The following is a 19659-nucleotide window of genomic DNA, read 5'->3' as shown; positions in this document are numbered from 1 at the left end:
TGTTTATGGCACAGCAACATTCATCGGAGGAGGTTGATTTGGGGTATTTATTTAGATCCATTGGTGGTTTTTTCAAAAAGTTAATAAAGTTACTTTTTTTAGTATTGGCTTTTTTTAAAAAATATTTAATAGTATTAATTGTTTTAATATTGGTAGGCTTCGGTTTAGGATATTATCTAGATAGTGACAGTAAATTGATCTATAATAATGAATTAATTGTAATACCTAATTTTGAAAGTACAGATTATCTTTATGAAAAGGTTAAGGCGATTAATGCAAAAAAAGAAGCAAAGGACTCTATCTTTTTCAAATCGTTTTTAGGTGAAGATCACCAAGATTTTATCAAAATTGAAATTGAGCCAATTATAGATGTTTATAGTTTTATGGCTGAGAAAAAGGAAAATCTAGAAACTTTGAAAATTTTATATGATGATAAAGATGCAGAAGAATTCTTAACGGATATTACTATTAGTAAATATTATAAATATCATAAGATAAGTATAATCTGTAAAGGCAATAATTCAGAACAAATTTCAAAGAACATTCTCAAGTTTTTTAATAGTAACGAACATTTTAAACTTTATCAAAAAGTTGGAATTAAAGATACAGAAATCCAAATTTCTCAAAATGCGAATATGATTTCTCAAGTTGATTCGATTTTGAAGAATGTTTCTGAAAATACTAAAAAAAATCAATCCCAAACTGTTTATATAAATACTCAAACTGAACTTTATCAAATGGTAAATATAAAACAGGCATTATTAAATAACAGATTGAAATTACAGACAAAATATATAGATCAAAATGAAATAATCAAATTGGTTAGTGGAAATTATAATTTACAGTTACGTGGAATAAGTGCATTGCCAAATAAAATAAAGATTCCGATATATTTATTACTAATTTTTTCAATAGTGTCCTTTCTGATTTATTTATACAAAAAATTAAAAGAGATTTCTAAAGAAGATTAAATTTTGGAATTAAATAATTGTAATAATGAAAAAGAACTTAATAGTTTTTGGAACAAGGCCAGAAGCCATAAAAATGGCTCCTTTAATCCAAAAATTTCTAAATAATAAAAATTTCGACACTAAGGTTTGTGTTACCGCTCAGCACCGAGAAATGTTGGATCAGGTATTGGATTTCTTTGAAATAACTCCCGATTTTGATTTAAATATAATGCGGCCAAACCAAAACCTTTACTCCTTAACCGCAACAATAATCGAGAAAATGAAACCTGTTCTTGAAGAGGTTAAACCAGACTATGTGTATGTACACGGAGATACAACAACATCTATGGCTGTAGGTATAGCTGCTTTTTATAGTGGTGCAAAAATATGCCATGTAGAAGCCGGTTTACGCACTTTTGACAGAGAATATCCTTTCCCCGAAGAGTTTAACCGTCAGCTCACTGGAAAAATTGCCGATTATCATTTTTCGCCTACAGAACTTTCCAAAAAAAATCTTCTAGTTGAAAACACCAAAAAAGAAAATATTTTAGTCACTGGAAATACCGTTATCGATGCACTTTTCTATGGAATTGAAAAAGTGAATGCTGAAAATTTTAAAGATGAAGAAATTGAAAGTTTAAAAACTCTTTTGAATTTTCAAAAGAGAATTATTCTTGTAACAGGCCATAGACGTGAAAATCATGGGGATGGACTTATAAATATATGTGCTGCTTTAAAAATTATAGCAGAGAAAAATCCAGATGTGCAGATAATTTATCCTGTTCATTTAAATCCAAATGTAGTCGGTCCCGTAAATGAATTACTTAGCGGAATTGAGAATATACATCTCGTATCGCCCTTAGCTTATCCTGCGTTTATCTGGTTGATGGAAAAATCATACCTAATCATTACGGATAGTGGCGGAATTCAAGAGGAAGCTCCTAGTTTGGGTAAACCAGTATTGGTGACGCGCACAACCACCGAACGCCCAGAGGCAGTGGATGAAGGCACAGTGCTTTTAGTGGGAACAGATAGAGCTAGAATTGTAGCTGAAACTGAAAAACTTTTAAACAATACAGAATACTATAACGCGATGAGTTTGTTGCACAACCCTTATGGTGATGGAAAAACATCAGAACGAATCGTAAATTTCATTGAACAATTATAACATGGAAAATAAACCCACAGTGGTAATGATGGGGCTTGGTTATATTGGCCTACCTACTGCAGCACTGATAGCGAGTAAAAAATTAAAAGTAACAGGTGTAGATATTTCGCAACGAGTAGTTAATACAATAAACGAAGGCAAAATCCACATTGTGGAACCAGATCTTGATGGCTTGGTTCATCATGTGGTAAAGCAAGGCTATCTTAAGGCCTCAACAAAGCCCGTAGCTGCGGATGTTTATTTGATTGCTGTTCCAACACCTTTTAAAGGAAATCACGTGCCAGACCTCTCTTATGTTGAAAGTGCGGTTAAGAATATAATTCCTACCCTTCAAAAAGGAGCTTTGGTTATTTTAGAATCTACTAGTCCAGTAGGTACAACCCATAAAGTTCAAGAACTGATTTTTGAGGAACGGCCAGAATTAAAAGGCGAAATTTTTATTGCCTATTGTCCAGAGCGTGTTTTACCTGGAAATGTAATTTATGAACTGGAACAAAACGATCGCGCCATAGGTGGAATTGATGAGGTTTCAACGGAAAAAGCTGTGAGGTTCTATAAACATTTCGTTAAAGGTGAATTACACAAAACTAATTCACAAACTGCTGAGATGTGCAAATTAGTTGAAAATTCTTCGCGTGATGTACAGATTGCCTTTGCCAATGAGCTTTCAATGATTTGTGACAAAGCAAACATAAATGTTTGGGAATTAATTCGTTTGGCAAATAAACATCCACGAGTGAACATTTTACAACCAGGAACTGGTGTTGGCGGCCACTGCATTGCCGTTGACCCTTGGTTTATAGTTTCTGAATTTCCTGAGGAATCAAAAATAATTCGCTCAGCTCGAGAAATAAACAATTACAAAACAGAATGGGTTATTGAGAAGGTTAAAAATGCAGCTCTTCAGTTTAAAATTGAAAATGGTAGGGATGCAATTATAGCTTGTATGGGCCTTGCTTTTAAACCCAATATTGATGACTTGCGTGAATCACCGGCGCTTTATGTAGCGGAAAAAATTAATGCCGATGGCTTTAAAGTCCTTTTCGTGGAGCCAAATTTAAAATCACATGACAGGTTTAAATTGATTTCTTTTACAGAGGCCAAGTTAACAAGTGATATTCTTGTTTTCTTAGTCGCACATAAGGAATTTAAGGACTTTAATGTAGAATTGCAAATGAAGGTTATGGATTTTTGTGGGATAAGAGATATAGTTTCTCTTAATTAAGATTTATTATTTTATATAATTTTGAAATTTCGATTAATTGAAGATTTAGATGAATTTATACAAATATTGAAAAATGCATATTTTTAAAATCTTCAAAGGCAAAAACAATATTCTCAAAAAGGGATTAACTTCAACTTTTATAAAAGTATTTGGCGCGCTGGCCAACTATGCCTTGTCCTACATAATAGCCCAAAAATATGGCGCTGAAGGTAATGGTGTTTTCGCATTATTTTTGACTTACACTGTAATATTAAGTACAGTTGTATACTTTGGACTAGATGTCTTTCTAGTAAAACAAGTTTCCATTTTAATGAAAGATTCTTTTTTTAGCGATATAAAAAAATTATATTTTAAAATAATTAAAAATTACCTAATTCCTATAAGTTTTGGAATATTACTAATTGCTTGGTTTCTATATTTATATTTTGATAAATTTATTATCTTAATGGTGGGCTTGGGTCTTATCATAAATGTATTTATAGATATTAATAGTGCGGTTTTTAGAGGGTTGAAAGAAGCAGAATGGTATAGTTTTTTTACACAATTTTCAAAATACTTCATTACAGTAATCTTATTTTTATTACCAATTTTAGAAGGAAATCAAGATGAAATAATTCTTATTTATTTGTTAAGCCTACTTCTAAATGCAGTTTTTTCGTTTGTACTTCTAGTAAGAAATTTTAATAAATTTTCTATAGTTAATAAAACCTCCGATAGAATCTCTTTCTCCTTATTAGAAATATTTAAGAACTCTAAAGATTTTTTTTTCTCTTCCATACTGATTATTACACTTCTTTGGGTAGATTTTATTATTATCGACATTTATCTTGATGAAGATCAAGCAGGTATATACAGTGTTGCGTTAAAATTATCCAACTTGGTAACTTTTAGCTTTTTATCCTTTAATGTATTTTTAGCTCCACGAATTTCTGAAATTTATGCCGAAGGAGACACAAAAAAACTCCAAATGATATTGACACAAAATTTTATATTGGTACTTCCCTTATTGTTTGTTCCCGCTTTAATAATTCTTTTATTTAATAAACAATTACTTGGTTTTTTCGGAAGTGAATTTGAAGATGGATGGATTGCGCTATTATTGCTTACTGCTGCACAATTTATAAATGGTATATTAGGGCCTGTAAGTCTTTTACTTCAAATGACTAACTATCAAAAGCTTTTTCAAAACATACTTTTGTTAACATTTATTATCAAATTAATTTTAGCTTTCGCACTTGTAAATTTGTGGGGTATAAATGGTATTGCTCTTGCAAGTTTTATTGGAATAAGTATTTGGACAATAGCTGGAAGTTTCTTTATTTATAAAAAATTAAATGTTTATTCATGGTTTAGCACAAACGATCTTAAAATCTTATATCATCAATATATTAAATAAAACATCTCCTTCTGTTATTAAATAAATTAGGACGAAACCCTCTTAGACACCTGATTTTTTTAAAATATAAAAAAATAAAGATGAAAAATCTAGTAATAAAAAAATCGACTTTATATAGCTTTTCCATAGGGCTATTGACGATAGCGTTTGTTACATTTTATTTCACAGACGGATTGGGTAAAATATTACGTAGAGGGGGATCTGAATTTTATAGATACAGTGCTTTTTTAAAAGGATTTTTTGAAATCTTTGCTTTAGGCTTTTCGCTCATTGCCGTAAGTAAATCTAAGATTAATATATTATTAGGGATTACCATGCTTTTATTTGGATTTTTGATTGGGCAACTTTTTTTAAGTCTAAACTTTAAAAATCTTCTATTCTTTGAAAATTTTAATACCCTGTTTAAATATTTTTTCCCTTTAATTATCGCGTTAATTGCTTTAAATATTATAGGTTTTAATCAATATCCCGATAAATTATTTAAATATTACAAGGCTATAATAATACTAAATAGTTGTCTATTAATTTTAGGATTCCTTTTTGATATTGAAGTATTAACCACTTATAGTGGACCGTGGAGGTTTGGTTATGATGGACTTATTTTTGCTCAAAATGAGGCGACATATATATTTATATTTGCAATTACTACAGTTTATTATAGGAGGTTTTATCTAGATATTAAAGAGTATTTTTTCTGGATAGTTATTATCCCTTCTATTATAGTAGCGACTAAAGGTGTTTATCTATACCTAATCTTACTATTACTTTTTCATATTTTTAAAAGGGTTTCTCTAAGAAATATTTTAGCTTTTGGAATTTCTTTTTTGGTTTTCGGATATTTTTTATTCAGTTCTGCTATAAATAAAATTTTTATTAATTCATACAATATCTTTATGTATATGTATGAAAGAGAAGGACTTTGGGGAGCTTTACTTTCTGGAAGAGGGGCCTATATAACAGAAAAATTGAAACCACTGATTCTTGAGCAATGGACTATTCCAAATTTTATTTTTGGCGGACAGGATGTTGTTAGTCATTATATTGAAATGGGTTTTCTAGACCTGTTTCTTTTCTTCGGTATTTTTGGAAGCATTCTATACTTATATATTTTTTATAGTATTTTTAAAATAATTTCATTTCCCAAAGAATTTAAATTGTTTTTCGGCATTTCTCTAGCTATTATCGTTGCGACTGCTGGTCACTTCTTTGAAAGTGGTATTGCTGGCTTACATTTCATTTTCTTGATTTTAATGAATAGAAACCTTAATAATAAATTACAGAATGCTTGAAGCTTTTATATACAGAGTAATCAATATATTTTTTAATAGACCTATTATTAAATTGAAATTGAAAAAAGTGGGATCAAATTTTAAATTTGGTTATAGATCTGAAATTAAAAACCCTCAATATTTTTCTTTTGGCAATAATTTTTATTCAGGACCCTATGGATATTTTGTTACAAATAAATATATTCAAGTAAATATCGGAGACGATATAATGTTTGGCCCTTTTTGTAAAATATTTGGAGGTGACCACGATATTAAATTTACTCAAAATCATATGCGGTTTGCTCCGGAAAAATCAGTCGAGAACATCCAAATAGTTTTAGAAAATGGGGTCTGGATTGGTGCTGGCACAACAATATTATCTAATGCTTATATTAGTGAAGGAGCTGTAGTTTCCAGTGGCGCAATTGTAAATAGTTTTGTGCCTCCATTTTGTATTGCATTTGGGGTTCCTGCTAAACGTTTTAAAAGAAGATTTGATGATGAGCAACTTAAAGCCGTTTTGACAAACGTAAATAGCAAATACAATTTCATTGAAATAAAAGAAATTTATAAAAGCGCTGGAATTGAATAATAATCGAAATTTTTTGGTTTATGGAGCCGCTACTGCATCTTTTGGATATATATTTTCAATCGCGACGGGTTCTATAGGTATGTTATTATTCATCGCTTCCTGGCTTCTCAACTTCAGAGACTTAAATTTTAAAAACCTATTAAAATGGAATAATCTTTTTATACTGACCTTGTTTTTTCTAATTTTCCTTTTAGGAATATTCTATTCAATTAACATAGTCCAAGGGCAAAAAGATATTATTAGACACCTTCCTTTTCTAATATTTCCATTGATTTTTATAACGATAAAACCTTTTTTGAAAAAGGAACGACTTCTTATAGTAAAGATATTTATTCATTCCTTAAGTATTTTTTTTTGTATATGTCTAATAACAGCCATCATAAGACAGATTGGTTTTTGGCATCGTGGAGGAATATTTAATTGGTATTACTTCTATCGATATGATTTCTTGGAAATTTTTAATCAACACCCAACCTATTTATCAATGTTTACATTGCTATCAATAGGCTTTTTACTGTTTAGCAAGTCTCAATTATTATTATCAAAGGTTTTATTTTACTTAACTATTTTAATACAAACCTTGGCATTAATTCTTTATGGTAGTAGGATTGGTTATATCCTTCTCTTTTTGATAATATTAATTCACTTTTTTAAAAATCTCCTATCAAAAGAAGAGACTAATAGAATTCGTTATGTATTAATATATAGCATTGGCCTATCGATATTGTTTTTAATTTCTTTTAACATTCCAATTGTTAAAGAACGTTTTTTATATACAATAGGTTATAAATATGACTATAAATTTAATAATAAGGAATTTATAAAGCATAATTCCCCAGAAGAACTAGGAAGACTATTATTATGGCAAGATGCCGCAGACTTAATTAAAGAGAATCCATTTCTGGGATATGGAACAGGAGCTACTAGAGATGTACTTCTTCAAAAATATAAGAAAGAAGACCATACTTTGTTTTTAGAAAAGCGTTTTAACGCACATAACAGCTATTTAGAATTATTATTAAGCGGAGGTATTATTCTGCTTATTTCTTATTTGGCTATACTTCTTGTTCTGTTTTTAAAAAGTGTTAGAAAAAAAGATTATGTTTTGTTTTCTTTCGCTTTAATTATTACGATAACCTCAATAACAGAATCGCTCTTTATAGCGCAAGGAATACTTTTCATATCATTTTTCTATTGTTTTTTTTTAATCAAAATAAATGAATAATAAAAAATTAGCCATATTTGGACCATACCCACCTCCTCTCGGAGGAATGTCGGTTCATATTCAAAGAATGGAGCCTTTTCTTATAGCGACCGGAATTCAATATACGATATTCAATCACGGCTATTTTCAAAAGGAAAATGTTATTGCTACAAATAAAAGCCCTTTTTTTTATTTAAAAATCTTGTTTAATAGAAAGTTTGATTATATCCATTTTCATCAAATATTCCCCTTTGAATTTTTATTTTATTTTTTGTTCTCTCGAATAAATAAAACTCCCCTTTTAATTACTATTCACGCAGAAACCCTATTTAAATTTAGCAAAAGAAAATTAAATTTGATCTTATTTTTTATCAAGCAAACCAAAAGAATGGACATTATTTCTGTTTCGGAAAATTTGAATGATCTATTGGTTAAAAACGAGATAAATTCTATTTTTTTACCAGCATATGTTCCACCGAGTAATGTAAATTTTGTTCCTCTTGAAGGGGATGGGCGTATTGACTTTCTGTTCAGTATGTGGAAGTTTAATGAGCACAATGCAAATGGTACTTATAACACTCCTTTGATTTTCGAGTTCTTAAGCAAAAATAAACACACATATCGGATGTTGTTTTTAATTGGGGACGAGTTAGAATCAGATAGATCGTATTTAAATAAATTGTTGGAGGAATACGATATAGTAGATTCTGTTATAGTTCTCTATGGCAAGAATCTGGTTGATTACGTGCAGAATTGCCGATTCCTTCTTAGGACAAATAGAATCGATGGGTATGGTGTTTCATTACAGGAAGCGATGGATCTTGGCGTGCCTGCTTTGGCTACCAGTGTATGTACTAGACCTAAGGGGACCGTACTTTTTAAGAATGATGATCTAGAAGATATGAAGCAGAAAATAAATTACGTCATAAGCCAAAAACCAAAAGATCTTCTTCGTCATAAAGAGGAACTAACCGACCATCTAAAGTTGTTGAAAATATATAAGAACAACCTTTAAAAACTTTCGCCCTAATGAATAAAGTAAAATGGTAAAAATTAATTTTGTAGGAGATATTGCACTATTTAGGCAGTTTCAAAGAATGAAGGTCGATCCTTTTAAGGAACTGGAACTTCCCGAGAGTGATTTTAATATTGGAAATTTTGAATTTGTTATTCCGAATAACAGACAAAAGAATTTTTTTGATGTTGCAGACGAATATAAAACAGACTACTCATATTTTTCGAATTTAAATCTCAACAAGTTTCAAGCTTTTGGCCTAGCGAATAATCATATTATGGACTATGGAGAAGAAGGAATTCATGATGTAATGAAGGTTTTTAAAAATAAAAACATTAAAACCTTTGGAGTCGGTCAAAAACCTTTTAATATATTAAGGATCACATTAAATGACATTTCATTTTCCGTTATTGCTTGTGTAAAACCAGGACGATGGATTCAAGAAAAAAACATTGGTCCTGACCTTTACGATCGGGATGCTATTATCCAAGAAATACAAAAGGAAAAGAAGAATACAGATCATGTTATAATCTTTACACATGTTGGTACGGAATTGGTTAACATTCCAGATCCAAAAGATGTAAAGAACGCAAGAGATTTTATCAGTGTAGGTGCAAGTGCAGTTATTGGACATCACCCACATATTATTCAGGGCATTGAAGAATATAATAAAGGTATTATTGCCTACAGTTTGGGAAGTTTTATTTATTTGCCTGAATTTGAGATGGGATATTCTAACAATCAAAAAGAAGAAAGAAATTTTTCCATTTGTTTGCAACTAACTTTCAATAAGAATACAGTTGAAAAATCGGACATTCATTATTATAAATTGAATCCCGAAACATTACTACCTTCTCCCTATGTTGAAAAAAATGAACATTTTAATAATCTTAACAAGTGGATAGATGAACCCAGCAGATATTATAAACAAATAAGAACCCAGCTTCTAAAAAGAGAAATTAAATCTTTTTTTCAAAGATTTAATGAAAACCCATTCAAGACATTGAGACACTATTTTTCTTATTTAAAATTCAAGCATATAAAAACTATATTAAACCGCTAATTTCTAAAAAACTTTATGAGTATAGAAGATGCTTTATATCCGTTTTTGAAATTTTATAAAAATCTTCCATACCCTATTAAATTTTTATTGGGCCATCTTTATAGAACATTGCCAATAAGTTTTAAATATGGGAGTTTTTATAATTCCTATATGTCGCGTATAAAATATTTTAACACAGAGGAAGGTAAGGCACTTCAGAACCGCCAAATCGAGAGTGCGTTAAAAAACCTCTCTTTTTATAAAAATAGAAATTTCTCTAACTTAATTGAATTTCCTATAGTCAACAAACAAATAATTAATGCAGATTTTCAGGGTTTTGTTAACCATAATAACAGAAATAAAATAAAGACTAATACGGGGGGCTCCAGTGGAAATCCTTTTGAGTTTTATTTAGAAAAAAGTGTTTCTAGATCTAAAGAAAAAGCTCATTTTGATTGGTATTGGGGAATGTTTGGGTATAAACCTGGAGATAAGGTTCTCATAATTAGGGGAGAGTCTTTGGCGGGAAAAAAACTATTCGAATACCAAACATTAGACAACAAACTTGCTCTTTCTTGTTATTTGTTGAACAATAGAAATATTGACAAGGTGGTTTCCCATATCAACGAATTTAAACCGAGATTTATTCATGCTTATCCTTCCGCGTTAAAGAATTTTATAAATCTCGTAAATGATTCAAGTGTTAGCCTAAAGGTTGATATACTTGGAGTTTTTCTGGGTTCTGAAACCCTGCTTGAAGACGATAGAGAACTAATAAACTCTTATTTCAAAGCCAAAATTGCACATTGGTATGGACAATCCGAGAGACTTATATTTGCTGGGAATTGTCCCGATTCAAACGATCTTCATATATTCCCTTTTTACGGGTATACGGAACTTGTTGACGACAATGATAGCGTGATTAGAGATTCCGGAATTAAGGGAAGGATAATTGCGACGGGATTTGACAACGATGTAATGCCGTTTATTCGTTATGATACTGGTGATGAAGCTGAATATTCAGAAAATACAAATTGTAAATGCGGATTTAAAGGCAAGAGTTTTAAGGTCATCCATGGACGTAAGCAAGATTATGTATACTTAAAAGATGGATCAAAAGTATCCTTGACAGCTTTCATTTTTGGACAACATTTTGAAGAGTTTTCCATTATTAGTGAAATTCAATTAAGGCAACAAGAGCGTGGGTTTCTAAATATAGTCATCGTTCTCAAAGAGAAAAATTCCTTAAATATTAAAGGTTTTATCCAAAAGTTGGAAACGTCAGTTCAAGGAGAAATAGTTATTTCATTGGAGGTTGTGAAAAGTATTCCTAAAACGCTAAGAGGAAAACACGTTTTTCTTATTCAAAACATTAAGGATTTATAAAATCAATTTATTTATGATGAACGGATAGAAAGAGTGAAATAATAATAATTTTTACAGAATGATTTCTTCTGTTGTTCATGGCTAACATTTAAAAATGGAATAAATTAAAAAAATGATATAAATCGGATATCTAGAAATTAAAGATTGTTACTATTTAAGAAAACTAAATATCTTAATAAATTGATTGAACAACTAGGTTATATTAGAAAAGAAAAGACAGGATCTTCTAAAAAAAGATCAGTTCTGGTTAAAAAAATCAATCATACTATTTCTCAGTGTCCTAGAATGTGCTTAGAAAGAAATTGATGATTTGGAATATCATCGCGTACAAATAAAAATTTAAAAAAAAATCATTTAATAAGACTTAAGATATTTTATGTGTGGTATTGCAGGATTTATTGGGTTTGAGAATAGGAATGAGTTTGCAAATAAAGCAAATGAAATTCAAAAACATAGAGGTCCTGACCACCAATCTATGTGGGAAGATGATTATATATCTTTAAGCCATCAGCGTCTCTCCATTATTGATCTTGATGCACGCGCCAATCAACCTTTTGAAAAACACCATTTGGTTTTGGTTTTCAACGGCGAAATCTACAATTATATAGAAATTAAAAAAAAATTAATTATTGATTACGGCGTCCAATTTAAAACCACATCAGATACCGAGGTCTTGTTGGAGGCATTCTATCATTTAAAAGAAAAATGTCTAGATCTCTTTATAGGTATGTTTTCTTTCTGCATTTACAATAAACAAACAAAAGAAACTTTTTTAGCACGTGATCATTTTGGCATAAAGCCATTGTTCTATTTTCATAATGATAAAAATTTCGCTTTTTCATCTGAATTGAAAACACTTGCTGTTTTGGGTATAACTTCCAAAAGAATCAACAAGGAAGCTTTGGTGGCAGCATTAAATTATCTGTGGGTTCCTAACGATGTCTGCATTTTTGAGGATGTAGTGAAATTGCATCCAGGCAGTTATATTGTATTATCTGAGACTGGGGAGTTAAATACATATTGTTATTATAATTTAAACGATTCCACACAAAACATAGACCTAATAATTGAGTTAGATAAAGCTTTACACGAAACCATTAGTAGGCATTTAATAGCGGATGTTCCTGTAAGTAGCTTTTTAAGTGGTGGTTTGGATTCTTCGCTTATATCCGTTCTTTCAAAAAAACATCTTGAAAAACTAAACACATATACTATCGTTATTTCCGAGAAAGACAAAAAGGTTGAAAAAATGCCTAATGACCAAAAATTTGCAAAACGCTTGGCAAATGATTTTGGGTTTAACCACGAAGAAATAATTGTAGATTCTTCAATCATAGAATTATTGCCTAATATGGTTTATGCGCTGGACGAACCTATTGGTGATCCCGCAGCTATAAACACTTTTTTAATTTCAAAAAGTGCCGTTAAAAAAGGCGAAAAAGTTTTACTCTCAGGAATGGGAGCGGATGAAATATTTTTTGGTTACCGACGCCAGACGGCAACATTAATAGCTTTAAAATACAATAAGATTCCTGACTTTATAAAAAAGACAATACAGAAAGCTGTGGCTTTGTTCCCCGTAAAAAATGAAAAGGGAGGCTTAAAATTGGTGCGTTGGGCAAAACGCTTTCTTTCATTTACAGATTTGGAGGAACATGAAACTTACATGCGTAGTTACAGCTATTATTCAAAAGAAGAACTTTCACAATTATTTATTTCAGATTGCTCTGAACAAATAGGTATTCTCTATACAAAGCACAAAGCCATTTTCAATGCCAAATACGAAGGAGATATTATAAATAAGATGTGCAATACAGATATCCAAATGTTTATGTTGGGTCTTAATCTTACTTACACCGACAGAGCTTCGATGGCTGCCTCAGTTGAGATTCGCGTTCCTTTTATTGATAGGGAGTTTATAAATATGGGAATGAAAATTACTGGAAAATCAAAGTTCAAAAAAAATGTCCCAAAATATCTTCTAAAAAAAGTAGCTGAAAATTATTTGCCTAAATATGTAACAGAAAGGAAAAAAGCCTCTTTTGGAGCGCCTATACGTTCATGGATTTCGAATGATCTTCGCGGCATGGTTGATAACTATCTCTCAGAAGAACAAATTAAAAGTCGGGGCATATTTAATTATGTTTTTGTCAAAAATATGATAGATAAGGACCGAGAAGGTTCGGCTGATTATGCCTATCAAATTTATATGCTACTTACTATAGAGATTTGGTTTCGAACTTTTATAGACTAACCTATTCCTTTGTCCCCCCAATAGAATCTATAAAAACCTAAATATTTTGCAAGTTTTCGTTCAAGTTTAGGATAATTGCTGGCAATTGGGAAATGGTATTTTTCAGTTCTGTTCACATTTAGTCCATGCTTAACCATTAAATCTATAATTTCCTTTTTATAATAAATATTGGCAATTGTACAATCTGGCCCATCAGTACAATGGTGTGGAAATTCTTTCCAAGACCAATATTTCCAACCCATATTTTTAAAATTTTTATAGTGAGCATCCCAAGTAGAGTTTGATTTTCCCCCTATTTTATTCTTGAAAATTTCAAAAAGCAACCGTAATCTAAAATAAAATTGAATACGTACCCAATAATTAAATGAATCTTTGGTGTAGAGCATAATTATAAACTCTCCATCTGGCCTTAAAACCCGTCTTATCTCTTTAAAAGTATTCTCAATATTGTCAGTATGGTGTAAAACACCTTGTGAATAAACCAGATCAAAACTGTGGTCATCAAAAGGGAGTTTTTCGGCACTGCCTTTCACAATAGTTCCCTTAAGCCCCAATAATTTTAAATGTTCGGTGGTTGAATAAACCGCCTCATCAGTTAAATCAATACCTGTGTGGGATTTAGATTTTGCCGCCCATTGTGTGGTATCTGCGCCCACCCCCAAACCAATTTCCAAAACATCCCTATCTGTAGAATCATAATCGTTGATTATCTCCAATAAATGGTGCTCTTTTTTATAACGGAAAGCCCTGTATTCATTAAAAAATTCGGGAGTATAGATTTCTTTGTTAATAAATTGACTACCACACAAATGATCGTTCCAAAAATTTTCGACTCCTTCTAGTTTGTTTTCTTCAGTAATCATAATAATAAAATTCTTTCCGCAATATACGGATTTGACCGGAAAAATATTTGGATTGAAATATTAGAAAATATTGATGTATATGACAGCCTTATATGGAATTATTAAGAATACAGTTAAAAGATGCAATTATAAAGTGCCCTCGAACCATTGTGATCTTTATAACTCGGAGAGTTTATATATGTAATATAGACTAATAAACCTCAGCCGATTACTCTTACCAAATATATATGTTGCTGACTATTGAAATTTAGTTAAGGGAGTTTATTGACTAAACTTCTGGCTTCGCTATTATTGAATAGCGATGGGGCTAATTGTAATATAACATATTTTATAAAAATTATTTAGAGTATATTTAGTCAATATTACTCTTTATCTGTTGGCTATGAAATTTACTATACTTTTAATAGTTGCTCTCCTTTTATCTTTAAATACTTTTGGACAACTAGATTTTGAAACCCACGTAACCGTCAATGATACCGGCGGTACAAATAATCCAAAATCGGTCTTTGCTGCAGATCTTGATAGCGACGGGTATTTGGATATACTTTCTGCTTCTGCGCATGACGATAAAATTGCTTGGTATAGAAACTTAGATGGTCAAAACAATTTTGCAGCACAACAAATCATTTCAGAAACTGTTTTGGGTGCATCATCAGTTTTTGCAGCAGATCTTGATGCAGACGGAGATATAGATGTGTTGGTTGCTTCGGCCTCAGGAAATTCGATTGGATGGTTTGAGAACTTAAATGGACAAGGTAATTTTGGCGCATACCAAACTATTTCTAATCTTACTGAAGGAGCAAGCTCTGTATATGCATTGGATGCGGACGGAGATGGTGCTTTGGATGTTTTTTCTACTTCGAAGAGTGATAATAAGATTGCTTGGTACAAAAATATGGATGGACAGGGAACATTTGGCCCACAACAGATAATTTCTACAAATTTCGATGAGCCGATCTATATTGATTTCGGTGATATTGACGGAGATGGATATACGGATTTTATTTCTGGAAGCAGTATCTATATTGGCAATATTGTATGGTTTAAAAACATAAACGGCCAAGGTAATTTTGTCCAACAGCAAATTTTAATAGATGCACCTTCAACATATAATTCTTCTGTATTAGCAGATATTGATGGTGATAGCGATTTAGATATTGCCACAGTATTCACGCGATATTCTGGTGAAAGTGTGGTTGCATGGTTTAAAAACACGAACGGTTTGGGAAACTTCGATTCATCTCCAAACCAAATAGCTACATCGGGTCGGTCTCTCGCAATATTTGCCGAAGACTTTGATAATGATGGAGATCCTGATATCGTCATAGGTGATTCTAATGGAATTGTTTTGCGAAAAAACAATGGCAATGGAACTTTTGGAAACTATCAATTAATTGGTGAACCAGTTGAAGATGTAAATGCACTTTTCGCTGCAGATTTAAATAATAATGGAGGTCCAGATTTGCTAATTTCATCCGGAAAAGCAGATCGCGTTGCTTGGCATAAAAATTTGAATGGACAGGGAAATTTTGACTCTGGAACTGAATTGGCACCTATTAATAGTGCCAATGGCGTAAATCAAGTAATTTCAGTTGACTTAGATGGGGATGGGGACACAGATATAATTTCAGCCCTAAAAGGCGACAATCGTGTTGTTTGGCAAGAAAATTTAAATGGACAGGGTTCGTTTTCTGAACTTAAGACAATTGCCCACTTAAAAAATGTAAATTGTGTTTATATCGGCGATATGGATGGCGATGGGTATATAGATGTTCTTGCAGCTGGACGATCGAAACTAACTTGGTATAAAAATTTAGATGGATTAGGAAATTTTGGGCCTGAAAATATAATTAGGGATGAACTATTTTGCCAGACTATTCATACAATTAATCTCGACAATGATGGAGATCTTGATATTATTTCAATTAGATTTTCTGAAATTTACTGGCAGAAAAATTTAGATGGGCTAGGTAATTTCGGATCTCCCCATCTAGTTTCAAACAACATAGGTGATGTAATTTTTCTTGTACCTATTGATATTGACAATGATGGTGATGAAGATATTGTTGCATCCATTGATGAAACTGTTCAGCAGGGCCCAATAGTTTGGTTTGAGAAACTAAATGGGCTATACGCATTTAGCCCTCCTAACATAATTGATGTCAATAGAAAGCCAGGGATAGTTCGGGTTGCAGATTTGGATAACGATGGTGATATTGACATTGTTACGACTGATAATTCAGCAATAATATGGTACGAAAATACCGATGGACAAGGCACTTATAGCAATGCACGAATTATTTCAGAAAATATGGTAGGTGCTCATGACATATTTACAAAAGATCTTGATGGCGATGGTAATATTGACATAATGTCAAGTTCCAATAATGGATCAAATAATATTTCTTGGTTTAAAAATGGTGGCAGTGGAAATTTTAACTTTCAACAAATAATCAGCGCTGATCTTCCAAATCCCATCTCAATTTTTGCCGATGATTATAATGGCGATGGAAAAATGGACGTGCTTACATGTTCCAATTCGAAAGATGAAATAATTTGGTTCGAAAACAAAGGGCCTTTAGGCATAAATGAAAATGAATTTATTAATACCGTCCTTTATCCCAACCCAACAGATGGATTATTATATATCTCATCAGAAAAAACTATTATAAGTGTTACAGTCTATAATCAGTTAGGACAATTAATACTTAAGGAAGACAACAATATAGATGTTGAACTTATCAATTTAGGTAAGTTGGCAAAAGGGCTTTATTTTGTTAAATTGATGGATGCTTCTTCAAAATCTGAATTAAAAAAAATAATTATTAAGTAGTCATTTTATATACTTATCAACCCAACAACAAATATACTACTCAAGGAATTTTGATCGGGGAATATCTTTCAAATGAACTTGATGTATCTAATTTAAGTGGTGGATTGTATTTTCTCCAAATATTCTCTGATGGAAAAATAGTTTCCAAAAAATTTATAAAAAAATAACCGGCAATAATATTCTTGATGTTTTAAGAATTTTTTCTTTCTTAAAAAACCTTACTTTTGCACCAAAATTCGCAATAATGAAGCAAGTAATCCAAAACTTTAAAACTGGAGAATTATATGTAGATGAAGTGCCAAACCCTTCCATTTCGGAAAATATGGTGCTGGTGGAGAATAAATTTTCTTTGATAAGTGCAGGAACTGAAAGAGGTACCGTAAAAGTTGGGAAAGCCAGTCTTATAGGCAAAGCCAAACAACGTCCCGATCTTGTGGCACAAGTGCTTCAGAACATAAAAAAGGAAGGTTTAAAAGCTACCATAGATAAAGTAAAAACCAAACTCGATTCATTAAAGGCGCTTGGTTACAGTACTTCTGGAGTTGTTGCTGCCTCCATGGATAGTAACAGCAAATTTAAACCAGGCGATCGTGTTGCCTGTGCAGGGCAAGATTACGCCTCGCACGCTGAGGTGGTTGCTATTCCGCAGAATTTGGTGGTTAAAATCCCCAATAATGTTTCTTTTGAGGAAGCTAGTTTTACAACTTTGGGCGCTATTGCATTGCAAGGCGTTCGTCAGGCAGAACCAAGATTAGGCGATAAAGTTTGTGTAATAGGTCTTGGGCTTTTGGGTCAGTTGACTGTTCAATTACTAAAAGCAAACGGCTGCCGCGTTTTTGGAGTAGATCTTTCAAAAAACTTGATAGACCTTGCTATTAAAAGTGGCGCAGACGGAGCAATGCTTCGAAGTGATTCAAATTTAAATACTGCTATTGATAATTTTACTGATGGTCACGGTTTTGATAGTGTTATTATCACCGCCGCCGCCCCAAGTAACGACCCTATAGAGCTTTCAGCAGTAATAAGCCGTAAAAAAGGAAAAGTAATTGTAGTGGGTGCTGTAAAAATGGACATTCCCCGCGATCCGGACTTTTATAGAAAAGAACTGGAACTGAAAATGTCTTGCTCTTATGGCCCAGGAAGATATGATACTGTTTACGAAGAAGATGGCGTGGATTATCCTTTTGCATACGTTCGCTACACCGAGCAGCGCAATATGGAAACCTTTTTGGACCTAATTTCTCAAGGGACCGTAAAACTTAAAGATTTAATTACGCACACTTTCGATATTTCTGAAGCAGAAAAAGCTTATGATATTGTTTTAGGAAAAGTTGATGAGCCACACATTGGTATTTTATTGGCTTATCCCGAAAGTGAGACTAAAAAAACATCCCTTGTTTCGGTGCAATCCAATGCAGTTTCAACCGTAAACATTGGTTTTATCGGTGCAGGAAGTTTTGCACAGAGCTATTTGATTCCTTACACAAAACGTGAAGGTGCATCTTTGGATACCGTAGTTACCACCAAAGGAATTACTGCCAAGAATGTTGCTACAAAATTTGGTTTCAACAACGCTTCTTCTGAAGCGCAGGATATTTTGAACAATCCTAAAATCAATACCGTTTTCATTGCAACGCCGCACAACAGCCACGCTTCATACACAATGGAAGCGTTAAAGGCTGGGAAAAATGTTTTCGTTGAGAAGCCTTTGGCAATGAATTATGATGAGCTAGAGGAAGTTAAAAAGGTTTATCAAGAAAGCAATCAAAAATTAATGGTTGGTTTTAACAGAAGATTTTCTCCTATTGCTGAAAAGATAAAGTCTGAATTTGTAAATAACGGCGAACCAAAAGTGGTAAACATCCGTGTGAACGCTGGGTTTCTTCCGAAAGATCATTGGACGCAAAACAAAAACGTAGGCGGCGGGCGCATTATTGGCGAAATGTGCCACTTTATAGATTTGATGCAATACTTCACTGATGCAAAACCTGTAAAAGTATATGCAGCTTCTATTAAAACTGACAACCAAAACCTTACTTCAGAAGATAATATTTCCATTACAGTTTCTTTTAGCGATGGTTCCATCGGGAATCTTTTATATCTTGGCAATGGTGACAAATCAGTTCCAAAAGAATTGATTGAAGTTTTCAGTGGCGGAAAAGTGGGCAGGATACATGATTTTAGAAAAGGTGATTTCCACAAAGGCAACAAACAGATAAAGTTAAAGTTAGATGGCAAAGGTCATAAACAGGAAGTTGAGGCGTTTTTAAATTCCTTAAAACAAAATACCGAAGCCCCAATTCCTTTTGAATCCATATACCTAACTACAATTACAACTTTTAAAATCTTAGATTCGCTTACAACGGGATTACCGCAGGATATTTAAAAAAAAATGTTTTTCTCAGGCTTCACAGATTTTTAAAACCTGTGAAGCCTTTTATATACTATTTGCTTATTTCCCTT

15 protein-coding genes are annotated in these 19659 nt (G+C 32.1%); 14 read left to right on the top strand and 1 reads right to left on the bottom strand.

Features of this window, described 5'->3' with window-relative positions:
* Positions 1–5 precede the first annotated feature (5 nt).
* From Q2U82_RS04850 to asnB, 11 genes are all read left to right on the top strand, one after another.
* On the top strand, positions 6–971 hold the full coding sequence (locus tag Q2U82_RS04850; RefSeq protein ID WP_410006583.1) for a hypothetical protein: 966 nt from the start codon (positions 6–8) through the stop codon (positions 969–971).
* 25 nt (positions 972–996) lie between these two features.
* Positions 997–2118 carry a non-hydrolyzing UDP-N-acetylglucosamine 2-epimerase gene (gene wecB / locus Q2U82_RS04845; RefSeq protein WP_410006582.1) on the top strand — a complete coding sequence of 374 codons (1122 nt, stop codon included), beginning with the start codon at positions 997–999 and terminating at the stop codon, positions 2116–2118.
* Between the two features lies 1 nt (position 2119).
* Complete coding sequence (gene wecC / locus Q2U82_RS04840) at positions 2120–3343, top strand: UDP-N-acetyl-D-mannosamine dehydrogenase (RefSeq protein WP_410006581.1); 1224 nt, start codon at positions 2120–2122, stop codon at positions 3341–3343.
* A 73-nt stretch (positions 3344–3416) separates the two neighbouring features.
* Positions 3417–4739: an oligosaccharide flippase family protein gene (locus tag Q2U82_RS04835; RefSeq protein WP_410006580.1), complete on the top strand. Its 1323-nt coding sequence runs from the start codon at positions 3417–3419 to the stop codon at positions 4737–4739.
* An 80-nt stretch (positions 4740–4819) separates the two neighbouring features.
* Complete coding sequence (locus Q2U82_RS04830) at positions 4820–6028, top strand: hypothetical protein (protein WP_410006579.1); 1209 nt, start codon at positions 4820–4822, stop codon at positions 6026–6028.
* Positions 6021–6599 carry an acyltransferase gene (locus Q2U82_RS04825; RefSeq protein ID WP_410006578.1) on the top strand — a complete coding sequence of 193 codons (579 nt, stop codon included), beginning with the start codon at positions 6021–6023 and terminating at the stop codon, positions 6597–6599. Before Q2U82_RS04830 ends, Q2U82_RS04825 begins: the two co-directional genes overlap by 8 nt.
* Positions 6600–7083: 484 nt before the next feature.
* Positions 7084–7824, top strand: a complete 741-nt coding sequence (locus Q2U82_RS04820; protein ID WP_410006577.1) for an O-antigen ligase family protein — start codon at positions 7084–7086, stop codon at positions 7822–7824.
* A complete protein-coding gene (locus tag Q2U82_RS04815) occupies positions 7817–8818 on the top strand; it encodes a glycosyltransferase family 4 protein (RefSeq protein ID WP_410006576.1) in 1002 nt (333 codons plus the stop codon). Before Q2U82_RS04820 ends, Q2U82_RS04815 begins: the two co-directional genes overlap by 8 nt.
* Before the next feature lie 28 nt (positions 8819–8846).
* The gene (locus Q2U82_RS04810; RefSeq protein WP_410006575.1) at positions 8847–9881 is read left to right on the top strand and encodes a CapA family protein; all 1035 of its coding nucleotides are present in this window, start codon (positions 8847–8849) and stop codon (positions 9879–9881) included.
* 150 nt (positions 9882–10031) lie between these two features.
* Entirely contained in the window at positions 10032–11246 is a 1215-nt protein-coding gene (locus Q2U82_RS04805; RefSeq protein ID WP_410006574.1) for a hypothetical protein, read from the top strand.
* Positions 11247–11622: 376 nt separating this feature from the next.
* Positions 11623–13500 (top strand): asparagine synthase (glutamine-hydrolyzing), encoded by a 1878-nt coding sequence (asnB, locus tag Q2U82_RS04800; RefSeq protein WP_410006573.1) that lies wholly within the window; start codon positions 11623–11625, stop codon positions 13498–13500.
* On the opposite strand, the gene Q2U82_RS04795 is transcribed toward asnB, so the two are convergent.
* Positions 13497–14363: a class I SAM-dependent methyltransferase gene (locus tag Q2U82_RS04795; RefSeq protein ID WP_410006572.1), complete on the bottom strand. Its 867-nt coding sequence runs from the start codon at positions 14361–14363 to the stop codon at positions 13497–13499. The genes asnB and Q2U82_RS04795 overlap by 4 nt on opposite strands.
* A 382-nt stretch (positions 14364–14745) precedes the next feature.
* Between Q2U82_RS04795 and Q2U82_RS04790 the strand changes: the two genes are divergently transcribed.
* The 3 genes from Q2U82_RS04790 (at position 14746) to Q2U82_RS04780 (ending at position 19582) form a co-directional block, all read left to right on the top strand.
* Positions 14746–17196, top strand: coding sequence for a T9SS type A sorting domain-containing protein (locus tag Q2U82_RS04790; protein WP_410006571.1), 2451 nt, complete (start codon positions 14746–14748; stop codon positions 17194–17196).
* A gap of 50 nt (positions 17197–17246) precedes the next feature.
* Positions 17247–17363 carry a T9SS type A sorting domain-containing protein gene (locus tag Q2U82_RS04785; RefSeq protein WP_410006570.1) on the top strand — a complete coding sequence of 39 codons (117 nt, stop codon included), beginning with the start codon at positions 17247–17249 and terminating at the stop codon, positions 17361–17363.
* 77 nt (positions 17364–17440) lie between these two features.
* On the top strand, positions 17441–19582 hold the full coding sequence (locus Q2U82_RS04780) for a bi-domain-containing oxidoreductase (protein ID WP_410006569.1): 2142 nt from the start codon (positions 17441–17443) through the stop codon (positions 19580–19582).
* Positions 19583–19659: the final 77 nt, after the last annotated feature.

The organism is Aequorivita nionensis, assembly GCF_046352995.1.
GTDB lineage: Bacteria > Bacteroidota > Bacteroidia > Flavobacteriales > Flavobacteriaceae > Aequorivita > Aequorivita nionensis.
This window is presented reverse-complemented; position numbering and strand designations above follow the sequence as displayed.